The sequence below is a fragment of the Flavobacterium phragmitis genome, from assembly GCF_900112575.1.
Lineage (GTDB): Bacteria > Bacteroidota > Bacteroidia > Flavobacteriales > Flavobacteriaceae > Flavobacterium > Flavobacterium phragmitis.
Genome location: NZ_FOMH01000016.1, coordinates 78,253 through 100,055, shown reverse-complemented (window position 1 = coordinate 100,055; position 21,803 = coordinate 78,253). Strand labels below are relative to the sequence as shown.

At 35.3% G+C, this 21,803-nt stretch carries 13 protein-coding genes; all 13 read right to left on the bottom strand.

Translation table 11 applies throughout. The features are described from left to right. Positions 1 to 504 precede the first annotated feature (504 nt). The 13 genes from BM289_RS23110 to BM289_RS23050 all read right to left on the bottom strand — a co-directional run bounded on the left by BM289_RS23110 (position 505) and on the right by BM289_RS23050 (position 21,791). A complete protein-coding gene (locus tag BM289_RS23110) occupies positions 505 to 2,463 on the bottom strand; it encodes a glycoside hydrolase family 97 protein (RefSeq protein ID WP_091498247.1) in 1,959 nt (652 codons plus the stop codon). A 19-nt stretch (positions 2,464 to 2,482) separates the two neighbouring features. Then, the gene (locus BM289_RS23105; protein WP_091498246.1) at positions 2,483 to 4,651 is read right to left on the bottom strand and encodes a family 43 glycosylhydrolase; all 2,169 of its coding nucleotides are present in this window, start codon (positions 4,649 to 4,651) and stop codon (positions 2,483 to 2,485) included. A gap of 36 nt (positions 4,652 to 4,687) precedes the next feature. Next, a complete protein-coding gene (locus BM289_RS23100; protein ID WP_244165443.1) occupies positions 4,688 to 6,730 on the bottom strand; it encodes a beta-galactosidase in 2,043 nt (680 codons plus the stop codon). A gap of 65 nt (positions 6,731 to 6,795) precedes the next feature. Beyond that, positions 6,796 to 9,483, bottom strand: coding sequence for a DUF5695 domain-containing protein (locus BM289_RS23095; protein ID WP_091498244.1), 2,688 nt, complete (start codon positions 9,481 to 9,483; stop codon positions 6,796 to 6,798). A gap of 61 nt (positions 9,484 to 9,544) precedes the next feature. After that, positions 9,545 to 12,598 carry a beta-L-arabinofuranosidase domain-containing protein gene (locus BM289_RS23090; RefSeq protein WP_091498243.1) on the bottom strand — a complete coding sequence of 1,018 codons (3,054 nt, stop codon included), beginning with the start codon at positions 12,596 to 12,598 and terminating at the stop codon, positions 9,545 to 9,547. 541 nt (positions 12,599 to 13,139) lie between these two features. Further along, complete coding sequence (locus BM289_RS23085) at positions 13,140 to 14,012, bottom strand: ABC transporter ATP-binding protein (protein WP_091498242.1); 873 nt, start codon at positions 14,010 to 14,012, stop codon at positions 13,140 to 13,142. Then, positions 14,012 to 14,686, bottom strand: a complete 675-nt coding sequence (modB, locus tag BM289_RS23080; RefSeq protein WP_091498241.1) for a molybdate ABC transporter permease subunit — start codon at positions 14,684 to 14,686, stop codon at positions 14,012 to 14,014. Before modB ends, BM289_RS23085 begins: the two co-directional genes overlap by 1 nt. Continuing rightward, a complete protein-coding gene (locus tag BM289_RS23075) occupies positions 14,679 to 15,086 on the bottom strand; it encodes a TOBE domain-containing protein (RefSeq protein ID WP_091498240.1) in 408 nt (135 codons plus the stop codon). The genes modB and BM289_RS23075 overlap by 8 nt, the downstream gene beginning before the upstream one ends. Further along, complete coding sequence (modA, locus tag BM289_RS23070) at positions 15,083 to 15,853, bottom strand: molybdate ABC transporter substrate-binding protein (RefSeq protein ID WP_091498239.1); 771 nt, start codon at positions 15,851 to 15,853, stop codon at positions 15,083 to 15,085. Before modA ends, BM289_RS23075 begins: the two co-directional genes overlap by 4 nt. 83 nt (positions 15,854 to 15,936) lie before the next feature. Next, complete coding sequence (locus BM289_RS23065; protein ID WP_091498236.1) at positions 15,937 to 18,219, bottom strand: heparinase II/III domain-containing protein; 2,283 nt, start codon at positions 18,217 to 18,219, stop codon at positions 15,937 to 15,939. A 153-nt stretch (positions 18,220 to 18,372) separates the two neighbouring features. After that, complete coding sequence (locus BM289_RS23060) at positions 18,373 to 19,155, bottom strand: gluconate 5-dehydrogenase (protein ID WP_208610276.1); 783 nt, start codon at positions 19,153 to 19,155, stop codon at positions 18,373 to 18,375. Beyond that, positions 19,142 to 20,515 (bottom strand): sugar porter family MFS transporter, encoded by a 1,374-nt coding sequence (locus BM289_RS23055; protein ID WP_091498231.1) that lies wholly within the window; start codon positions 20,513 to 20,515, stop codon positions 19,142 to 19,144. Before BM289_RS23055 ends, BM289_RS23060 begins: the two co-directional genes overlap by 14 nt. A gap of 34 nt (positions 20,516 to 20,549) precedes the next feature. Beyond that, complete coding sequence (locus tag BM289_RS23050) at positions 20,550 to 21,791, bottom strand: glycoside hydrolase family 88 protein (RefSeq protein ID WP_091498230.1); 1,242 nt, start codon at positions 21,789 to 21,791, stop codon at positions 20,550 to 20,552. Positions 21,792 to 21,803: the final 12 nt, after the last annotated feature.

Here is a 21,803-nt window from a genome sequence, read left to right as displayed (position 1 = left end):
AACTTTAACAAAGAGTATCTAACTTGAAAATGCTTAGAAGGAATGGGCAGAATAATTAAAAAAAGGTTTTGCTCTAAAATTCTTTGCGTCTCTGCGACTTTGCGAAATTAAAACATAAAGCTTTTGTTCAGCAACAAGAAATTTTGCACGCAAAGGCACTAAGATGCTGATACTTTGAACTTAAATCTTAAGATCAAAAAAAAATTAAAAAGATTAGATAGAATTGAAAGTATTAAGTTCTTATAGCTAAAAATTTTGCCACGAATTGCACGAATTTCCATGAATTGACTTTTTTTTAACTCAATAACTTGTGCAAATTGGTGTAATTCGTGACGGAAAAAATAAATCATTGCCACAAAGATCTGCCACAAATTAAACCAATTTACACGAATTTTTACTTTTTTAAACGCAGTGATTTGTGTTTACTCGTGAATTGCTTCGCCAGTCGCTATCGCTCTAGTCGTGGCGGAAAAAAGCTTTTTACCTTACATAAAGTTAAAGTCATTACTTTTTTGTAATAATTGCAGACCAGCCTCCTCCAGAAGCCATTTTAGCTGTTACCTTGATATTCTTATCAACCGCCATAATTTCTTTTTTATAATCTTGAGCGAATGTTTCAGCATTGATTCCATCTGAAAAAACTTCCATCGAAAAATTTCCTTCTCCCAGAAAAGAAAGATCTATTGGCAATATTCTGGCATTTGCATCCGTCATTCCTCCGATAAACCATTTATCTCCTTTTTTTCTTGCCACCACAATATAATTCCCAACAGAACCATGAAGTACAACTGTCTTATCCCAAACTGTTGGAATTTGAGTAATAAAATCAACTGTCTCTTGTTCTTTATAATACGTTGACGGAGATTCACACATCATCTGCAAAGGCGCTTCATAAACCACATACATCGCCACCTGATGTGCACGAGTTCCCATTGTCATTGGATTATTAAAACTAATAGCAAAGTTTTTAGGCTGTTTGTTAATCATCGAACCCGGGGTAAAATCCATTGGCCCCGCTGCCATTCTGATAAACGGAATTGTGACAGTATGTTCTGGTGTAATGTCTGTGCTCCATTTGTTGTTTTCATTCCCTCTTACTCCTTCGTAATTCAGTACATTTGGATACATTCGGTGTAAACCTGCGGGCTTAAATGCGCCATGAAAATCAACTAACAATTCCAGTTTGGCACATTCTCTCGCGATCTGCTCATACGAATTGACCATATATTGGTCGTTACGCTGCATATAATCAATTTTAATTCCTTTTGCTCCCCAGCTTTTATAAGTTTCTAGAATTTGCAATAAATTTTGGTCTAATGGTTTCCAAAGTACCCAAAGAATGATCCCGACTCCTTTTTCTTTTCCATATCGAATTAATTCTTTAACATCCATTGCGGGATTAAAATCAAGAATGTTGGTAGTCGATTTTGTCCAGCCTTCGTCCAGAATTACATATTCTACTTTATTTGCTGCTGCGAAATCTATAAAATATTTATATGTTTCAGTATTTAAACCCGCTTTGAAATCAACCCCGTAGATATTATTATCGTTATACCAATCCCAAGCTACTTTTCCCGGTTTAATCCAATCGGTATTTTTAAGTGCATTTGGTGCTGCAAGCTGGTAAGACAAGTTGCTTGATACCAAAACACGGTCATCATCGCTGATAATAAATACACGCCAAGGAAAAGATCTGTTTCCACTTGTTTTTGCAATATAATCAGCTTCTTTCGTAATGGTTTGTACACGATCTGACTTTCCATCCTTATCTACTGCTTCTAAAACGTACTTAGGAAATATGGCATTTAAAGTGGTGTTTCCGTTACCTTTCAAAAATAATCCCGGATAATCATGAAGCGCCGTTTCTGTAAACAAAACTTTAGCTTTCGGAGTAGTAAACAAAACAGGAAGACTACAAAAATCTTTAGAAGCAATATCCTTTAAAGATTTATCCAAATACAAACGTTCATTATGAGAATACATCGATTCTTCCTGCGGAAATAGGGAACGTGAACCTTCAGGAAATGATAATGAAACTTTCTCTGAAACTACATTTCGTTTTTCCTTAGCTTCATCTATAAACTGATAAGCTACTCCGTCATTATAAGCGCGGAAATTAAGTTTATAATTTCCCTGATAAGTAATCGAAAGTTCTGTGTACTCATCTTTTATTTCAGACTCTTTAATTGGCACTATGGCATGTATATTTTGAGATACACTTTTAATGGTTTGTTTTTTAACCTTCGGATTTAATCCAAAATTGGTTTTAGATGAAAAATCCATTCCTGCTTCTGCATTCTCAATAATCAAATTTCCATTTAATGATGCCGACCAGAAAATTTTATTTGAATTGTTCACTTTTATCTGAATACGTCCATCAGGAGATTTAACCTCATAAGTTTGAGAAGAAGCTTGGTATGCGGATAGTAACAAACCGCATAAAATCAGTAATCCATTTTTCATTCTGAGTGGTATTTTTTAACTATTTATTTGAAGGGCCTTTTGTTGCTTTAGGAGTAGTTTGTTTCATTAGATTTAGGATCTCCTCTTTAGTCAAACCATAATCATACATTTTAAAAGAGGCCATAAAACCGGAGTAATTCTCTCCAATATCTGAAGCGCCAATTATAATTTTAGCCTTTTTTATAGCCGATGACAACATCATATTCTGAGAGTTATCAAGTACTCCGTCTACATAAATTTTCTCTACCACTCCATCAAAAGTCAAAACAATATGATGCCATTTATTTTGTTCTGGAACTTTGTTGTATTTCATATCAAAATGACCGTCCAGATGCGACGCCGCACCATAATGTCCGCTATTGTAAGCCAATGCATTAAACGAATTGGCTAAATTATATTCGGAACGATCACACCATGAAGCAAGAAACTCTCCTTCTTTGGCTACTTCCGGATTTTTTACCCAAACTGCCACAGAATATGAACCATTCCAAGCCAAAGTTTTAGGAACCGGTTTATCCAATATCAAAGCGCCATTTACAAAATCAAGCGCTTTAATTTTATCCTCTTTATCCCAAGAAATCTTTACATTTCCAGTTTTTGTAAACACACCTCCTAAAGAACCTTTATTAGGCAGACTTTTAAATGAACTACCATATTTTTCATTAGCTGTATCAATATCGATCAACATTTTACGTGAACTTACAACTGCTGGTTCTATGTTTGATATTTTATTTTCTAATGGCAAAGGAAGTTCAAATAATTCGCTGTACACTTTTATGTTCCAAACTGCCGCATAAAGCCCCGTTTTTTCTGTACCTAAAACTTTTAGTTTTAAGAAACGTGCTGCAACATTTTTATCATCAATCATTGGACTTCCCGAAGTGCGATTTTTTGATTTATCGACATAGAACTGCCAATTTTTTCCATCTGTCGAATATTCTAAAGTGTATTGATAATAATAACTGGCAAACTCAAATTGGGTCATAACCCTTTTTATTGGTTTTACACTTCCTAAATCTATAATTAAATCCTGCGGAAGAGCATTACTTCCCGCTTTCCACATAGTCGCATTATTATCATCTGTGGCAAAATCAGGCTTATATTCGTAATCGTGTTCTAACGATTGTAAATGATAATAAGATGATGCGGTAGCGCGAGCATTTAAAGCTATATTTTCGGGTACATTTGATTTCACAATTTCTCTAATACCATTTGAAGTCGGAATTACTTTTTTGATGGTAGAATCATTTTCGAAAATCATTTTATCGATGCAGACTTGTCTTGCCAAACCGCCGCGTGTCATTGGATAATCATGTTTATGATAGACAATGTAATAATCTTTTCCATCTTCTAAGACCGAATGATGTCCCGGCCCATGAGTCGTTTTATCTTCGTTCGTACTCAAGATCGGATTATTAAGTCCTTCTTTAAAAGGCCCGTAAGGAGAATCTGAGTAAGAGTAACGTACATTATAAGTTTCATCATGGCAAGAAGCTCCGGAATACATTAAAATATATTTGTTCCCCTTTTTCATCATATAGGCTGCTTCGAAAGGCTCTGGTGTCTGGCTTAATGGAATGTTTTTAGAATTCATCATATTCTTCATTGTAGCAGTATTCAATTCTCCAACGGCATATCCGCCATTATAATGTACCCAGGTTCCCCAATAACTGTATATTTTACCATCGGTATCTCTAAAAAATTGTGCATCTAAAGATGGAAAACCTTCTCTTGGATATCCATTAGAAATAACAGGTTCATCATTTTCATTTAATTTCTTCCAAGGCCCAATTGGTGTATCTGAAACATAACCATAAATGTTACAGCCTATTTCACAGTTTCCGAAATACAAATAATACTTACCATCATTTCCGACCACAATATCCGGCGCCCAAAAATTAGTAATGGGTTTGGCTGTAAAAGACGGAATTTCCATAGTATAATTGTACCAGTTTTTTAAGTCCTTACTATACCAAACCGTTGGAGCTCCAGAGGCCAGCATTTCATTATCGGTCGTGGCATAGATATAATAGATGTCTCCAAATTTTTTAATGGTGGGATCGGCATAATATCCCGGCAGAATTGGATTTCCTATGGACAAATTATTGTTCTCCACTTTTTTTTGAGCAATGACTTGTAAGGTAAAAACGAGTAGTATCAGGTTACAAAAAATTCCTTTGTTTGACATTGCTAATAAAATTAAATTGAAGCGTTTTAAATGATATCAATATTTCCAAACCAATACATCGGAAGTTTTTACGGCTTGATTTCCAATGATTGTCTTGGCACTTTTTGGCAAACTGATTTGGTAGATTTTATCCGAATAATTGACTGCAATGCCAAAACCGTCACGATATTCTACCATTATTCCCTCAGGATAATCTTCTATTGTTACATTTTGCTTTTGATATAGTTTTCGCAATACTTGTTTTTCCAGTTCGCCATTTTTAGAATCCACGCCAATGTAGGTTACGGTTCCTTTACCTAAACTTCTAGAAATAACTGCTGGTTTTCCGGCATAAAACTCACTTCCATAAGTGGCCCAAACCTCCGTTTCTTTATTCGGTTTTAATAAATCGCCCCAACTTGTCCATGCAAACTCCTGATTATTGAACTTTATTAATCCCGGAGATTGTGGCATTAATAAATCATACGATTCTATTTCAGAACCTATTAAACTCCACATCGGTTCGTAAAATTTAGCTTCCCAAAGATGTCCCAAACGATTTTGTATTCCAGATCGACAGCTTAATACCAAGTTCCCGCCATTTTTGGCATACAAAGTCAATTTATCAATCATTTTTTGGTCAATCATCTGATAAGCAGGAACAATCAAAAATGGATATTTAGAGAAATCAGTCGAATCGCGCACAAAATCAACTGGTGCACCAAAAGATTTAGTGGCTTTATAATATTTCAGAAAATGTCCAATCGTATTCCATTCCTTCGTTTGTTTGTTTAAGTCGATTCCCATCACATTATCTCCATTAAACAAAATTCCAGTTTTACGTTTTAAATAGTAATCTGGCAATGCTGCTTTAGCATCATACATTTTACGTAGCGTATTTATCTCTTTAATAAACTGATTGAACTCTAAACCACCGGGAGTTGGCGTTACTCCGTCTGTGCCAACAATTCCGTAATGATATTGCTCATAACCATACAATGGCGCACGAAAACGATAAGTACACGCAAATTTACTGCCTCCTGCAAAAACATGCCACAACCACATGCGAACGCTTCCCGGCATTGGTTGCGGATTTATGCTTCCCCAGTTGACTTGTCCCGGCTGTAATTCCATACAACCGTACATTCCTTTTAAAGGACGAAAAAAGTCATTTGACATTCCGATACTCGAATAATCTCCCAAACGATACCCTTGCGAGCCAATTCCTAAACTTCCTCCGTAAACCAAATAACGGGTGTAACAATCAAAATCCAGCTCTTTACTCATTCCAACAAAACTTTCATTATAATTGGATCTGTAGTTCGAGGTGATCCATTGGTCTTTGCTTGCATATTTGCGAATCGTAATAGCCTGTGAATCCAGAAAAGTAGCGGTTTCTTCATCTGCAAATCGATAATGATCTAATTGCGAATGTAAATTCATTCCCCATTCTTTATGAAGCGGAATATTAATTTGTTCAAAATCAGTATAAGTGCCACTCCAAAAATTATTTCCCCAAGCCACATTTAAAGCATCAATCGATTGGTATTTATTCTTTAGCCAATTTCGATAACGTTGCTGCGCATCGGCTCCGTAATCCAAAAAGCGTGCAGGTTCATTGTCTACCTGCCAACCTATAATGCTTTTATTATTGCCATATCTTTTCGCTAATTCTTCAATCATTTTTAAAGAATAGCTTCTGTAATAATTACTTGAAAACGAAGCATGCTGTCTTGAACCATGATCTGTTTTGGTCCCATCTTCATAAGTTGCCAATATATCAGGATGCTTTCGAACCAGCCACACAGGCGGTGTAGCGGTCGAAGTACACATTACAATTTTCAGCTTATATTTAGCCGCAATTTCTACCGCTTTATCCAGCCATTTAAAATCATAAACTCCTTCCTGAGGTTCTAATTGCGCCCAAGCAAATTCTCCAAAATGAGTGAATTCAAATCCCATTTCTGAAATCTTTTTCAAATCCCGATCCCATTGGCTTTGATCCCAATGTTCAGGATAATAGTAAACTCCAACAGTGGTTAGATCTTTTTTTGGAAAAAATTTGTCAAATTTCTGAGCTGCTACGTTTAAACTGATCATGATTCCAAACAGTCCCAGTAAAAATCTCCTGCAAAAGTGTTTTTTTGATTTTAGATGCATTTATTTTATAATTTAATTTTAGTTACTTTATTGGTCAACAGTATTTCATAAGCTCCTCTTACTTTTGGATAAGAAAGCTTTATGTCTTTATCACTTCTTAAATAAGCGTTTGGAGTAAATTCGTTTTTACTGCTTAAAGTAATTTCCACTTCTTCTGTTTTTGTATTATAAGTAATGGTATCAAAAGTTCCTGCATCTAATGTCAACCACAATTGTTTTGGTGCAATGAAAACTTTAGATTTTGCCGCTGTAGTTAATTTTACGCTTACTAAATCGCCTTTTGTAGTAACATTACCACCAAAAGCCAACCAACCTAAGTCGGCATCTTTTGTAATGTAAGTTGCTGTGTTTACCGCATAACCATAAAAACCAGAACCATAATCTCCTGATAAATAATCAATTCTTAACTCTGTTGGATAAGAGTGAAAAGCGGCAGAACCAAATCCGTCTTCGGTAATGTTTGAAATTCCGCCTAAAAGCCCGCCGTAACCTACTTTCAATAAATACAAATCATTCGATTTTTTTCTGTATTGTCTCAAAACTGGAATTGCATTCAAGGAAGATCCATAATGATGAATCTGGCGCTCTACCCTCGATAATTTTCCTCCGTATAAAAAATCCCAATATCTGCGTGCATTACCATTATACGCCCAGTGAGGCATTGTTGGCATATAAGCTAAAATTGCATTTAAGGTTACATCGGCTTTTTCATCATAACCAAAATAATCCGACCACATATATACTTCTTCCTGACCAGTAGAATCCCAAGGCATTTCGCTTCCAAAAGGATAATCCAATGCTTTCCAGTGATTGGCTCTCTCTTTCATTTTTGCTTCTAAATCAGCAGCCATTTCGGTCATATTTTCATTTTTCAAATCTTCTAAAATAAATAAAAATACCGAACCTTCCATTTGACCAAACTGAGCATAATAAGGCGCCAATTCCGTCATTGCGACTGAAGTATGATAGGCTTGTTTTAAATACCAATCCCATGTCCTGGTATCTACCAAATCTTTATTGTATCTCGCTAATCGATACAATGTCCAATAAGCAGCCGCAACGTGAGGATAGTTATAAGATCTTCCCGGATCGTTTGCTTCTTTATGTTTCCAAGCCGCCCAAGTTTTATAATCGACATCTGAGCTGTAAGTACCTTTTGGCAGAGAATCTGGCTCGTAATAAAAAACACTTTTTTTAACTCCGTATTTATTTTTTCCTTCGCTATACTGAATATTGCCCCAAAGTGTTTTATCTACAAATTGCTCTAATTTTTTGATTTCTTCCTTATCTGGCTGAATATGCTGTTTCATAATCGCGGCTAGCCAGCCTCCTGCTCCACCTTCGTCACTTAAACCAGCCACCCAAGCCCTGCTGTCCTGAGTCAGTTGCTTTTTAGTTTCGTAATCGTAACTAATTACCGAAGGATTTCTTTTGAAAATAGGATCTGGCTGATCGAACCATTGTGCTGTCGTTAAGAAATGACCAAAATCTTTAATCACTTCATTTTCAGGTTTGATAATTTTATAATTGATGGTCTGCTTTAAACCATTTTTATAGTTGATTGTCAATACGACGCGTCCCCATTTTATGCCCTGAACGGTATATTTTTTTAGCCCTTTTGGTGTTTTTCCGTCTTCTTTAACTTGCAGTGCTCCTTTAGGCTCAATTTCAAATGAACTTACATCACTTTTATAATTCAAAAACAACTGTGATTTAATATCCTGAGGCAAAACATATCCCGGAATACTGGTTGCAACAGGAAGTTCTTCTTTTACAAGTGTGTTTTGGATGTCTTCGATTCCTTCAGAAAGTACGAGTTTTAGAGAGAAGTTTTTAGACTCTTTTGGTTTCAATACTAATGAAGTCGGTGTATTCCATTGCTGTGCATTTTTCCATTCGTTTTCTGCGTAGGCTTTACTGTAAACCATCCATTCATGAAAACCTTCAAAAACAATACTTCTTGGCGTTGGATCATCCAATAACGGACGATATGCTTCAAAAGGCATATTTTCTTTTGGAAGCACTACCAATGCTGGTCCTTCGCCACTTAATCTTTTTATTTCCAAATACCCTGCATCTCTTCCAATATAAGGATCAAAAAATACATTTTGAGCGTGGGTTTCATTCAGTGATTTTCCTTCTAAAATATTATTAAAAACCATCGGAATACCCAATGCACCAATCTCAATAGGATTATCTGATTTATTTGTAATCTCAAATCGCATTACTAATTGATTGCCATCAAGTTCGTAAAAACGTTTGATTGTTACTGGAATATTATTTGGTAAAGTATTCGCTAAATCGGCCGCCGCTAAGATTTTTGATGAAGTTTCCAAAGGAGTAACCGCTGCTCGTTTTGCTGCTGTAGAATAACTCTGCCAATCGCCATTGCCTTCTTTAATTCTTAAATTGATATCTCCAAGATGATACAATCCGTCTTTGTCTCTAATTTCAAGTCGGTCACTAGGCGTAAAATCAAAGTTTAAGTTTTTAATGGGTCTTAAACCTGCGACTGTCTGCGATGCTTTTACCAGCTTTAATTGAAAAGCAGGCGTATTTATTTTTTGATAAACTTCTGCAATACCCAAAGAAGGTGTTTTTTGTTCAATTCTACTCCAATAATCCTGAGCCTGAATACTTAGTGTACAGCCCAAAAATAATAATAAACCAAGTCTGTGTTTTTTGTTTCCCATCTTTGTTTATGCTTGTTTAGTTTGTTTTTTGTTTGGTTTGGGTCTTGTTTTTTATTTCAATCTATTTCAAAGTAACATCCAGATAAACCGAATGACGTCCGTATGTATTGTAAAATGGTTTAAATGGTATTCCGTCAACAACAAATTCTAATTTCTCTGGATCGCCTTTTATTGATTTGCTTAAATCTTTGGCATCTAAAGTTATTTTTCGCCATTCTTTAAGCGGTTCTGTTTCCTGTGCCGCCAATAAAACTGGGCCGTAAAATAAGCTGGCAATATTCTGCTGATCCATTACAGGATCTAAATGAAATTGAAACGGCATACGCAATTCAATTTTGTCTCCGTCTTTCCATTTACGATTCAACGTAAGATAACTGCCTGGAATCGCTTTTACTTTGACCTCTTTACCATTTATTTTTACAAAAAATCCTTTGGTCGCCCAATGTGGTACACGAACATTTAAATCAAATTTCCCTTCTCCTTTGATGGTTAGCTGGGTATGATCTTCATTTGGAAAAGAAGTCGTCTGTTCTATCGTGACATTTTTTTCTTTCCATTTTACCGTTGACGGTACATATAGATTAACATATAAAGCCTGATTGTCTAAGCTTTTAAAATAAATGGAGTTCTGCAATTTGGTGCTGCTTTCCAAAGCAGTTCCGTTGCAGCACGTAAAACCGTCCATTTTTGGATTACCAAATTGTTTTATTGAACCTGGTCGTAAAGGAACGTGGTAAGTATTGGCAGGTGTGTTTTCTGCTACTGAAGCCAAAATATGATTGTATAAACCACGTTCGTAATAATCCATATATTCCGCACGCTGATCGTAAAGGAATAAACCGCTGGTCAGCTTCAGCATATTATAAGTCGCACAAGTTTCGTTTTGCCCGCCAGCAGAGAATCCGTTCTCATAAATTGTTGACGGCTGACTGATAAAACATTCCGCATTGGCAGGATTACTTGCTCCGGCAACACCTCCAATACTGTACATATAATCATTTGTGGTTTTATACCAGAAATTATCAGCAATACGATAATAATCAGGTGTTTTGGAATCGTGATACATTTCAAGCGCACCCACAATCTGCGGAATATGCTGATTGGCATGCAAGCCACGGAAAGTATCTACGTTTTTGGCTAATCCGTTTGAATGTTTTGCATCGCCGTAAAATACTTTGATGTTGTCAAATAACTGCGCTACTTCCAAATATTGTTTCTCATTTGTGATTCGGTAAAGGCGAGCCATCACTTCATTCATTCCACCAAATTCTCCAGCAATATATCTGTTCCACATGCTGATTAGCGTTTCATTAGGCAATTTTTTCATTCTAGCATACACCCAATCCCCCATTCCTTTGGATATTTCGAGCGCTTTCTCATTACCGCTTACTTCGTAAACATCTAATAAACCAGCCAAAATTTTATGTAAAGTATAATAGGGCGCCCAAATTTGTGTTTTCTGTCCGCCATAATTAGCGCCTTTTTCTAGCATTATAAATTGATCTGGCGGATAAGCACTGATAAAACCTTTTCCCCAATTCCAATAATCGGTGCGAATTCCTTCTGTACTTAAATCAGAATCATAGGCTGTTTTACCTGGTCCAAAAGGAACCGCAGTTGGATCTGATACTGAAACTCCTCCAGCTGTTTGAGGTTTTCCTGATAGTTGAGCCAAATCATAAAGCGTATCGACCAGATAATTCATTTTTCTGGCGAAATCTTCGTGTAACGCATCGTCATATCCTGTACTTGCATATGCCTGCGCGATTGCTGTTAAATAATGTCCTGTTGCATGGCCTCGCAGTTTGGTATCCTGTGTATCCCAAACCCCTAATGCTTCTGCATTTTCAGGTTGTTTTTGCCCGAAAGCATTACGAAACATATACAAGAAAGAATCAGGATTTGTTGCTGCAAGTGTTTTGATGAACTTCTCTCTATTCTCAATAAATTTTGTGTCATGTCCATGAGAATCTGAGCTTAATGTTACTTCATCTAAATTAAATGCTTTCAGTTTAAGTTCTGGAGTCGGAATTTCTTTTGCCGATTGAACGGTAACAACTGCTTTAGGTTTTAATTCTGTACCTGAAACTATTCCGGTTACAGTATATTGTCCCGCTTTTAGCACAGAACTGTTATCGGTCGGTGCCGGCCAGATTACTTTAACTTCTGGGCCCTCAATTCCGTTAGCATATATCCCTTTTAAAGTTCCTGGTAATCTAGGGAGATCGCCAACTACAGTCTGTACTTTGATATCTAAAATGCCCGTTAAATATTGATTATACAATTGAGGTGTTCCCGCAGGATATTTTGGCAGATCGCCTGTTGGCTGTTCTGGCTCCTCTTCTTCTGCTTCGCTTTTTAAAGAATTATAGTAAATTTTCCCTATCTGTTTTTCTGTTAATGGAACTCTGTAGATTCTAAAATCATGTAATTTTGCTTTTAAATAAGGATATTCGGGCGAAATTGATTTCCCAATATGCAAAACATTGTTTTTAGCTGTATTAGAATCAAACAATTGATCTAGTTTTAGTTTTGCAATTTTAGTTGTTCCAGTTAAAACTCCATTAACATAAGTATTTAAAGACTTTGATGGAATATCAATTACAACTACCAAATGAACCCATTTATTAAGTTCTAAAACAGGACCATCAGTCTTATACTTTTCTCCTGCTGTAGTAATTTCTGTTTGCAAATTACCTTTTTCTTTATTCCCAGTCGGAGCAACAAAAAAATGAGTTTTGCTGTTTTTTCCGAAATCAAAAAAATGCTGATTTCGCTGATCAGAAAGTAAATAAATCCATCCTGAAATACTTAAAGATTCTTCGTTTGCAAATACACTTCCTGGAATCGTAACATAACTATTACTGCCTGCTGTTAAAGAAAGTATTTTTCCAAATTGAGCATCATTTTCAAATTTCATTTTGGAATCTAAAATATTACCATGCAGATTATTTCGAGACCAATCTTTTACATCGCCATCAAACACATAACGAGCAATCAATCCTGTTTCGCCAATACCGTCCAGAATCTGATCTCCGCCTTGTGCCCATAAAGCCGTTGCGGGTATATAGCCAAAACTTAACAATGTAAATAGTAATAGTCTAGATAATTTCATATTCAAAAAATTTAATATTTTGGTTTTAACTTTAAACTAGAAGAGTTTAAAACATATCTAATCGTGTAAAATACACATTTATCAAAAATAGCCAATAATTCCTAGCTTATTGAATGTTTTAACAATTGTAAAATTAGAGGCAATTAGCAAATTAATCCAACCATATTTTATCCTAAGCCAATACTATATTATCTTAAATTAAACATTTTAACAGTTTTACAGAATAATTCAGATAACAATCAACCAAATATAAGGAGCAGTAAACTTTATTACAATTAAGGTTAGAATAATCCAGACTGTATTAAACAATTTCCTATTTTAGTGGCACTTACTTAAACCTTACCAAGACTACAACTTCGATGAAATTTTCTAAGAGAAATTATTATTACGCCTTACTGCCACAAAAAAAAGTATAAACTCTTTATAATGAGATTTAACTTTCATTACTGTTCTTTTTCAAGATCTAAAAAATAGTATGGATTCATTTCTTTTTAAAGTAACTTCAGAAATCATCCTTAATGTAGATTTTTATTATTATTGTTTATAGTATCTGAATTATAGGATTAAATGCTTTTGAAGCCAGCAGTACTTTTTGTCCTATTTTAAAATCTTTTGCTTCCTCTTCTAATGCGGTTACTTTTATGATATTATTTCCAGAAGATACCTGTATAATATATAAAATATCGCTTTTTGCAATGCTGATTATTTCGCCGGTTAATTGGAACTTACTGCTTAATTTCTGCCCAGCAAAAACTGAATTTGGAGTTCCTTCTTTGGCAATTTTTCCTTTTTCAAGAACTATAACTTTGTCAGAGAGCTTAAAAATTTCAGCAATAACATGACTGATCATAAAAGTCGTTAACTGATATTTTTGATGAATTTTCAAAATGTAATCTTGAAGCTTAAAACGCATTTCATCGTCTAAAGCAGAAAGAGGTTCATCCAGCAAAAGAATTTCTGGTTTACGCACAATTGCCCTAGCCAAAGCAACACGCTGTTTTTGTCCTCCTGATAATTGATGTGGTTTATTATCCTGAAGAGACTGTAATTCCATGAGTTCAATTAATTCAGCAACCATTTCATCTGACTCATTTTTAGATAATGCAAACTTTAGATTTTCTTTTACTGTCAAGTTCGGAAATAAGGCGAAATCTTGAAATACAAAGCCAATAGAGCGTTTTTGAACCGGCAGATGAAACTTTTTTTGAGAATCATCCCAAATTTCATTTCCAACTTTAATGTATCCATTTTCAGCACGAGTAAGTCCAGCCAATATCCTGAGAATGGTTGTTTTTCCAGCTCCAGAATTTCCATAAATGGATACAAACTGACCTTTTTCAATAGTCAGAGAAATATCCAACGGTAATTCACCTTCTGCTGTATGCAGCATTTTATAAGCTTTAATCTGTATCATTAATAAACTGTGGTGTTTCTGGTTTTATTATTGATTAAATGTACTGCCAACAAAACAGAAAAAGAGAATAGAAATAAAATTCCAGCATATATATTGGCATTTTGATAATTCATCGATTCTACTTCCTCATAAATTGCAATAGAGACTACTTTGGTTTCTTCAGGAATACTGCCACCAACCATTAAAACCACACCAAATTCACCTATCGTATGAGCAAAAGTCATTATAATACCTGTTAGTATTGAAGTGCGGATATTGGGCAGTAAAATTTTCGTTAAGGTTGTAAGTCTTGATTTTCCAAGTGTAAAAGAAGCTTCCTGCAATGCAACAGGCAGATTTTTTAATCCTGATAAAATAGGATTTACCATAAATGGAAGACTGTATAAAACAGATGCCACAATTAATCCCTGAAATGTAAAAACCAGTCTCAAATCAAAATAATCAGATAAAAATTTACCGAAAGCATTTTCTGGACTAAAAGCGATTAAAAGATAAAATCCTAAAACTGAAGGAGGTAAAACTAAAGGTAGGCTAATTAAGGCTTCAATAGCTGCTTTGAATCGAAATCTAGTGTAAGATAACCAATAACAAAGCGGAATCGCCACAATAAACAGTATTATTGTGGTAATCAGAGCAAGTTTTGCCGTAAGCCATAAGGGTTCTAGATTAATCATGAGCAGACAAGCTTACTTCGTTTGTTTTTATTAAAGCCAATACTGTATCCTTTTCTTTTAAATCCAATTGTTCACAGGCATTTCTTGTAATAATAGATTTTATAATCTGCTGATCATACCTAAGATTAATCTGGCTGAGAATCACTCCATTTTGGATAGATTCAATAACACAATGTAATTTATTTTGAACACTGATGTTTGGCGTTAGATCTTTAGAAATCATGACTTCGGTTTCTTTAAAAATAACATTAACATCATTTTCTATTTTTAAGTAATCCGAAGTTTCAGGTGTATCGAGAACAATTGCAGTAAATATAACGTCATTAGACCTAACTTTTATAAGTGACATTCCTTCATGCGATTCAATATTTGTTATGATTCCGTTAATTATATTCATCATAAATCTGTATCATATCCGTAATATTTTAGAATCGCAGTCGCTTGTCTTGAAGATATAAAATTATAAAATTTTAGAGCAGCTGTATTTCCTTTTCCGTTTTTCAAAATTACACACCCCTGATCTAAAGCGGTGTAGCTATTCTTGGGAATACTATAATATTTTCCACCTTCTTTTTTCATATTCGGCGTAAGGACAAGTGATAAGGCGGTAATTCCAATATCTGCATTTCCAGTCGTAATAAACTGAATCGCCTGAGTAATGTTTTCACCAAAAACAAGTTTACTTTTCACCTTATCGTATATTTTATAAAATTTCAAACTTTCCACAGCTTTCTCGCCATATGGAGCAGTCGACGGATTTCCAATAGCTATTTTCCGAATATCGGTGCTTAAGAGACTGTTCATCTTACTTTTATTCGGGTCTATTTTTTTGCTCCAGATTACTAATTTTCCTGTAGCATACATTTTGATTTTAGAAGCGGTCAACTTTTTTTCTTCTAATTTCTTCGGATAATCCATATCAGCTGAAAAGAATAAATCGAAAGGGGCACTATTAGAAATCTGCTCAAATAATTTTCCAGAGGCACCATAAGTAATTTGAGAATTTATAGCAGGATTTTGAATTTTAAAAACGGTATTTATCGAATCCAGAGCAACTTTAAGATTGGCAGCCGCTACAATTGTAACTTTTTGCTGTCCATATATTGTTCCAAAACCAAATAACAAAAAAGCTGTTATCTTAAATACATATTTTTTTGTAGTTCCCATTCTTTAATAGTTCCATTATTCTTGTAAAAATAAGAGTTCTAAGAGAGAGAATAAAAATTTATTTTTTAAGTACAGCTAATAATTTAATTTTTAATACGATTGTCCAATTTAAAACTCAGATATTCACTATTTAAATCAAAGGTTGTTTTTTCTCCATTCACTAGTAAAGTATCAAGCTGTTTAGGCGTATAAAATGATACATTAATCAGAGGTTGCCCATCGATAGTGACTGACATTGTATTTCTTTCTAATTTTTGAATCACATTTAATTTTGATAAGGAACCAAAATAGGCTTTGTTGTTACGACGAAGTGCACTGCCATATATTATACAAATTTCTGCTACATTTTCTGGTTTACTGTTTTCATCATAAGTTACTGCAAACATATATGCATCAGTTTCCCAACCACCAGCCCATATCCACGAATTGGAATGCATCAAAGTACCATCGGCTAATTGATTGATAATAATATCTGTAATCTTACCATTATTATGCACACGAACTCCTATCCAATCCTTGCCTTCAATTTTCTCTATTTTGGGCATTTTATCAGTTTCTTTTTCTTTTAGAACAATCGCAGTTAATCCCTTAATTTTTCTAGCTGCTACTGGAGATTTAACAGAATAATAGGTCGTTTCTCCTTTTAAATCTTCAGAAGGAGCTTTACGTTCTTCAAAACGTGAAAAGGTTGGATAGTCATGTACAAAATTGGAAGGAGTAATATATTCAGGATATATGGGACGAATAGTTAACGCTGCTTCGTTGTGTTTTACATTAATATCTACTCCACTCTTTTTTACTTCACCTTCTAAATGCCATAGCCATTCGAAATTTCCTTCTTTGTAGGTTTTTAAATCATCGACAACATAAATGATATTATCCATCCATAAAAAATGTCTAAAATTGCGGATAAAATTATTAGAGGTAGGACCAGTTGCATTGGCTAAAACATATTTTATGGTACCAGCATCCAACAAATTAGTAAGTTTACCATCCAGCATAGAACCTTCATACTGCTGATTAGCAGGCTGACCTTCTCCATTGAACAAGACTACATTATGCGCCTGACTTTGAAAAAAATATTCGCGGTAAGCAGGATTTGGATACCAGCAATGACCACCATCTGCAATAAGATTTTCACCTTTATGGTACACTAAAAATGAATTAGCATCAGCATGCGAATGATTCCAGGTATGTCCACTTTTTACAGCTAACATTGTTGCATCTGGTTTCCAGCTGTTTCGTAAGGTAGCCCAGCCAAAATCAGCAAATAACTGCGAGTTTTTTAGGTTTGGTTCTTTAGGAGCTTTATTAGTATCCGGATAATATAAAAATCCTAAAGGTGTATTTCTATAAAGTCCTTCCCTATTGTTACCCGTTTCTGTTTGCTTTAAGTACCATAACATATTATCCTCTTTTTGACCTAAAGCATAGAGAAGCAGCATTACATTTTCTGCTGTAATTTCTGCCCTGCTATCACCAAAATTAAGGCTTTGTATTTTATTGTCTCCCTGATAGGCGCAATACATAAAAAAATCTGGCGTATTTTTTAATTCTGGTATTTCTAATGGTTTAGTATTGGTGTAGGCATTTTTCCAAGCCAGCATATATACTAAAGCTTCTGATATACCAAAATTGGCGTAATTAATACTTTCGTACATTCCTCCATTTTTATCGAAACTTTTGGGTTTATTTTGAAGTTCATCACCAGCAAAAGCAAACCATTCTGGTAACTGTTCATAAAACTTTACCGCTGCTGTAGCTGCCTGAGGTACTTCGTTTGCAATACTTAATGCTAACAATGCAGACATACTGGCACAAGATGTCCACCAATTGTGTCCCATAGAATTGAGCGAATGAATTCGGGTTGGTTCTAAAAACCAATCACCTAAACCAGGTACGACTCCATAATTGAACAAGCCCTCAGTAATTTCTTTTCTTTCTGCTTCTGAAAGTGTATTGTAAATTCCGTCAAAGGCAATAGCACTAATGCGACATTTATGAGAAAATCCTAAATCTGCACGCCAAGCGGGTTTGCGCAACATCATTTCATCGGTACTACTCCATTGTTTTCCTCTTACTGAATTCAATAATATTTCTTTTGCTTTTTCGGCATATTTTTTATCATTAGACATTAAATAAGCCAAAGCCAAATAATCGGTCTTCAACAAATCATTTTTAGAAAGTGCTTCATCTGCTTGTTTTTTAATGATTTTCCATGCTTCCTTTAATTTTGGATCACTATCCATCATTTTTTTTGCGTAGTTGACTCTTTCCGAAGTTAACAATAATGCAGGGTGCTGTATTTTTTGCGACCATAATAGATTAGAAACTATTACAAAAGCCGTTAAAAGTATTTTCTTCATTTTCCAATTTTAAGAAATTGTTTGCCCACCTATATCAGTAGCAAATTTGTAAAAATAGGCTGCTACACAAGATAACAGCCTAATAAATAACTCAGCTAACAATTAACCAAACTTTTTATCTGAGTCCCAAATAAATATTTCATGGTAAGAAATCTATTCGTTTGAAGGTTTACCAATTGTAGCCAGTATACCGCCATCTACATAAATTACTTGTCCGTTAATAAAATTGCTTGCTTCTGAGGCTAGGAATACGGCAGTACCGGCAAGATCCTCAGGCTCTCCCCAACGTCCAGCAGGTGTACGACTGATGATAAAATCATTAAATGGATGTCCATCTACACGAATTGGAGCTGTTTGTGAAGTGGCAAAATATCCAGGACCAATAGCATTAACCTGTACATTATATTTAGCCCATTCTGTTGCTAAACTACGGGTTAGCATTTTAAGTCCGCCTTTAGCTGAGGCATAAGCACTTACATTGTCTCGCCCCAATTCACTCATCATAGAGCAGATGTTAATAATCTTCCCAGAGCGGCGTTCAACCATGTTTTTAGCCACTAACTTAGACATGATAAAAGGACCGATAAGATCTACATCAACCACTTTTCTGAAATCGGCGATAGGCATATCTAGAGCTAATACTCTTAGAATAATTCCGGCATTGTTCACCAAAATATCAATTTTACCGTGATTTTTCTCAATAAGGGTCACTTGTTTCTCTGCTTCTACTTCGTCGGTGACATCAAACACATAACCTGAAGCTTTAAATCCTAAATCCTTATACTGCTCAATAGCAGCATCCAAAGGTTCTTTTAGGTTATTTGTTATAATTAATTCAGCACCTGCCTGAGCTAGGCCAACTGCCATAGCCATTCCTAAACCATGTGTGGCTCCTGTAATTAAGGCTGTTTTGCCCTGTAAACTAAATGAATTCATTCTCAACTTTTTTATTAGAATTTTGTGTAATAGACGATTCTGCAGCTAAACTTTCTGAAAGTTCTTCGAGGGTTCTACCTTTAGTTTCAGGCATTTGAAAAAACACCCATAGTAACTGCCAAACCATCATTAGACAGAAAATAGAGAACACTGTAGTTGCGCCAATTTGTTTAAACAAAAAAGGAATAAAAGATGGAATTAGTGCCGCTAATACCCAATGTACCGAAGTTCCAAAAGCTGTTCCTGCCGCACGCAATTTATTAGGGAACAATTCTGAAATAAAGACCCAAATTACCGAGCCTTGTCCTACTGCGTGAGAAGCAATGAATAAAAAGAAAAACAAAGGAACTGCCATACCTTTCCATTCAAAATAAAATGCCATAGTCACTAGAGCTAAAGAAACAATATAGCCAACAGAACCCAAATACATCAAAGTTTTACGACCATATTTGTCTATTAGTGAAATCCCTACCAGTGTAAATATTAAGTTTACCATTCCGATTCCGATACTGCTAAAGAAAGAAGCTGATTTTTCAAGACCTGCCAATTCAAAAATCCTCGGTGCATAATATAAAAATGCATTGATTCCAGAAAATTGATTGAATAAGGCAATAAAGAAGGCCAACATTAATGGTTTTCTGTATTTTTTCATAAAGATAGATTCGTCTACTTTTTCTTTTACTTTTTCATTAGACATAGCTTCTAATTCCAACTCTGCTTCGTCTGGAGTGTTTACTAGTAAAAGAATTTCTTTTGCTCTAACTGCATCTTTTTTATAATCGAAAATGTAACGAGGACTTTCTGGGATGCCCAAAACCAAAAGTGTGTAAATTAATGCTGGAGCTGCTTGTACACCTAACATCCAACGCCATGAATTTTCTCCTATATCCTGTAATAGATAATTGGAAAGAAAAGCAATCAGAATACCGAATACGATGTTAAATTGATATAGTGCCACTAACTTACCACGGTCTTTGGCCGGAGCAATTTCGGATACATAGGTTGGAGCAGCAATAGTTGAGGCGCCAATACCTAAGCCTCCCAGGAATCGGAAAATTGAAAAAATGATTGGGGAATTCGCAAAAGCAGTTCCAACCGCTGACAAAAAGAACAATACTCCTATCAAAATCAAGGTGTTTTTGCGACCTAATTTGTTGGTAGGTAATGCTCCAAAAACAGCTCCTAATACAGTTCCCCAAAGTGCAGAAGACATGACTACCAAACCATGAAACAAATCCGAAGAATTCCATAATGTCTGCAATTGTTTATCGGCTCCCGAAATGACAACGGTATCAAAGCCGAAAAGAAAACCAGCCAACGCCACAACGACCGACCAGTAAATGATTTTTTTATTTTTCATTTTAAAAAAGGCAATTAAAATTTTGGTTTTATAATTAGTTAAGTTTATAAGTAATTAATGGCTTTTGACCCTGAGCAATTTTTTTGTAACGCAATAATGCTTCTATATAATAATAATCGGCGTAGATAATGGAATAATCAATCTCAGAACCAGCGGGTTTATGTCCTGTAGAATGTAATAAAAGTGCTGAATTATGATTTTTGCTCTGATAGTTTGCGGATAACTCCTTTAACATCCCCAACGCTTTTTCATTGTACTCATTAGCCAGATTATTATCAGTTGTGTAAACAGCCAATTCTAACAATGCTGAGGCAACCACAGCTGCTGCTGATGCATCACGAGGTGACTTTGGAATTGCAGGATCATCAAAGTCCCAATATGGAATTAGATCTTTTGGTAACCGATCTAAATAAACGCGGGTTACTTTGTGTGCAAAATCAAGGAATTTTGGATCATTCGTTTCACGATATACCATCGTATAGCCGTAAATTGCCCAAGCCTGTCCGCGTGCCCACATACTGCTGTCACTATACCCCTGATGTGTAACTCCTTTTATTTTTTTTCCCGTTTCTTTATCATAAACTACTGCGTGATAGGAAGTGTAATCGGGTCTAAAATGGTTATTCATGGTTACTGCTGCATGGCTAACTGCCATATCGTATAATTGTTTAGATCCGCCATTTTTGGAAGCCCAGAATAATAATTCCAAATTAATCATATTATCCATGATGGTATTGTGTTGAGGCCATTCCATGTTTGGCACATCACGAGGCCAGGATAAAATAGTACCCACTTTTGGGTTAAATAAAGTGGCCAACGTATCAGCAGTTTTCAGTAATACTGATTTATATTCAGTATCTTTGGTTAAACGATACCCATTACCATAACTGCTAAATACCTGAAAACCTAAATCGTGATCTGTAGCTGGAGAAACCGAAAGCGGTTTTAAATACTCCGTATATTTATCTGCAACTTTTTTCCACTTACTGTCTGCAGTCGCCTCAAAAAGATACCATAACTCCCCTGGCCAAAAACCACTGGTCCAATCGGTGTAATCTACCATCCGCCATTGACTGGCATTAGGTGCGATATTTCTAGGTATTAAACCATTATCTGGAATTTGAGCTAAAGCTTTAGAGGTTTGCTTTACACAATAATTCAATTCGGCATCTACATTGAAATCATTTTCTGCCGGAGATTGAACCAATTGTTTACCACAGCCGGCAAGCAGGATAAATACTCCCAATATAACTGTTACTTGTTTGTTTAGAATCATAATCTTATTACT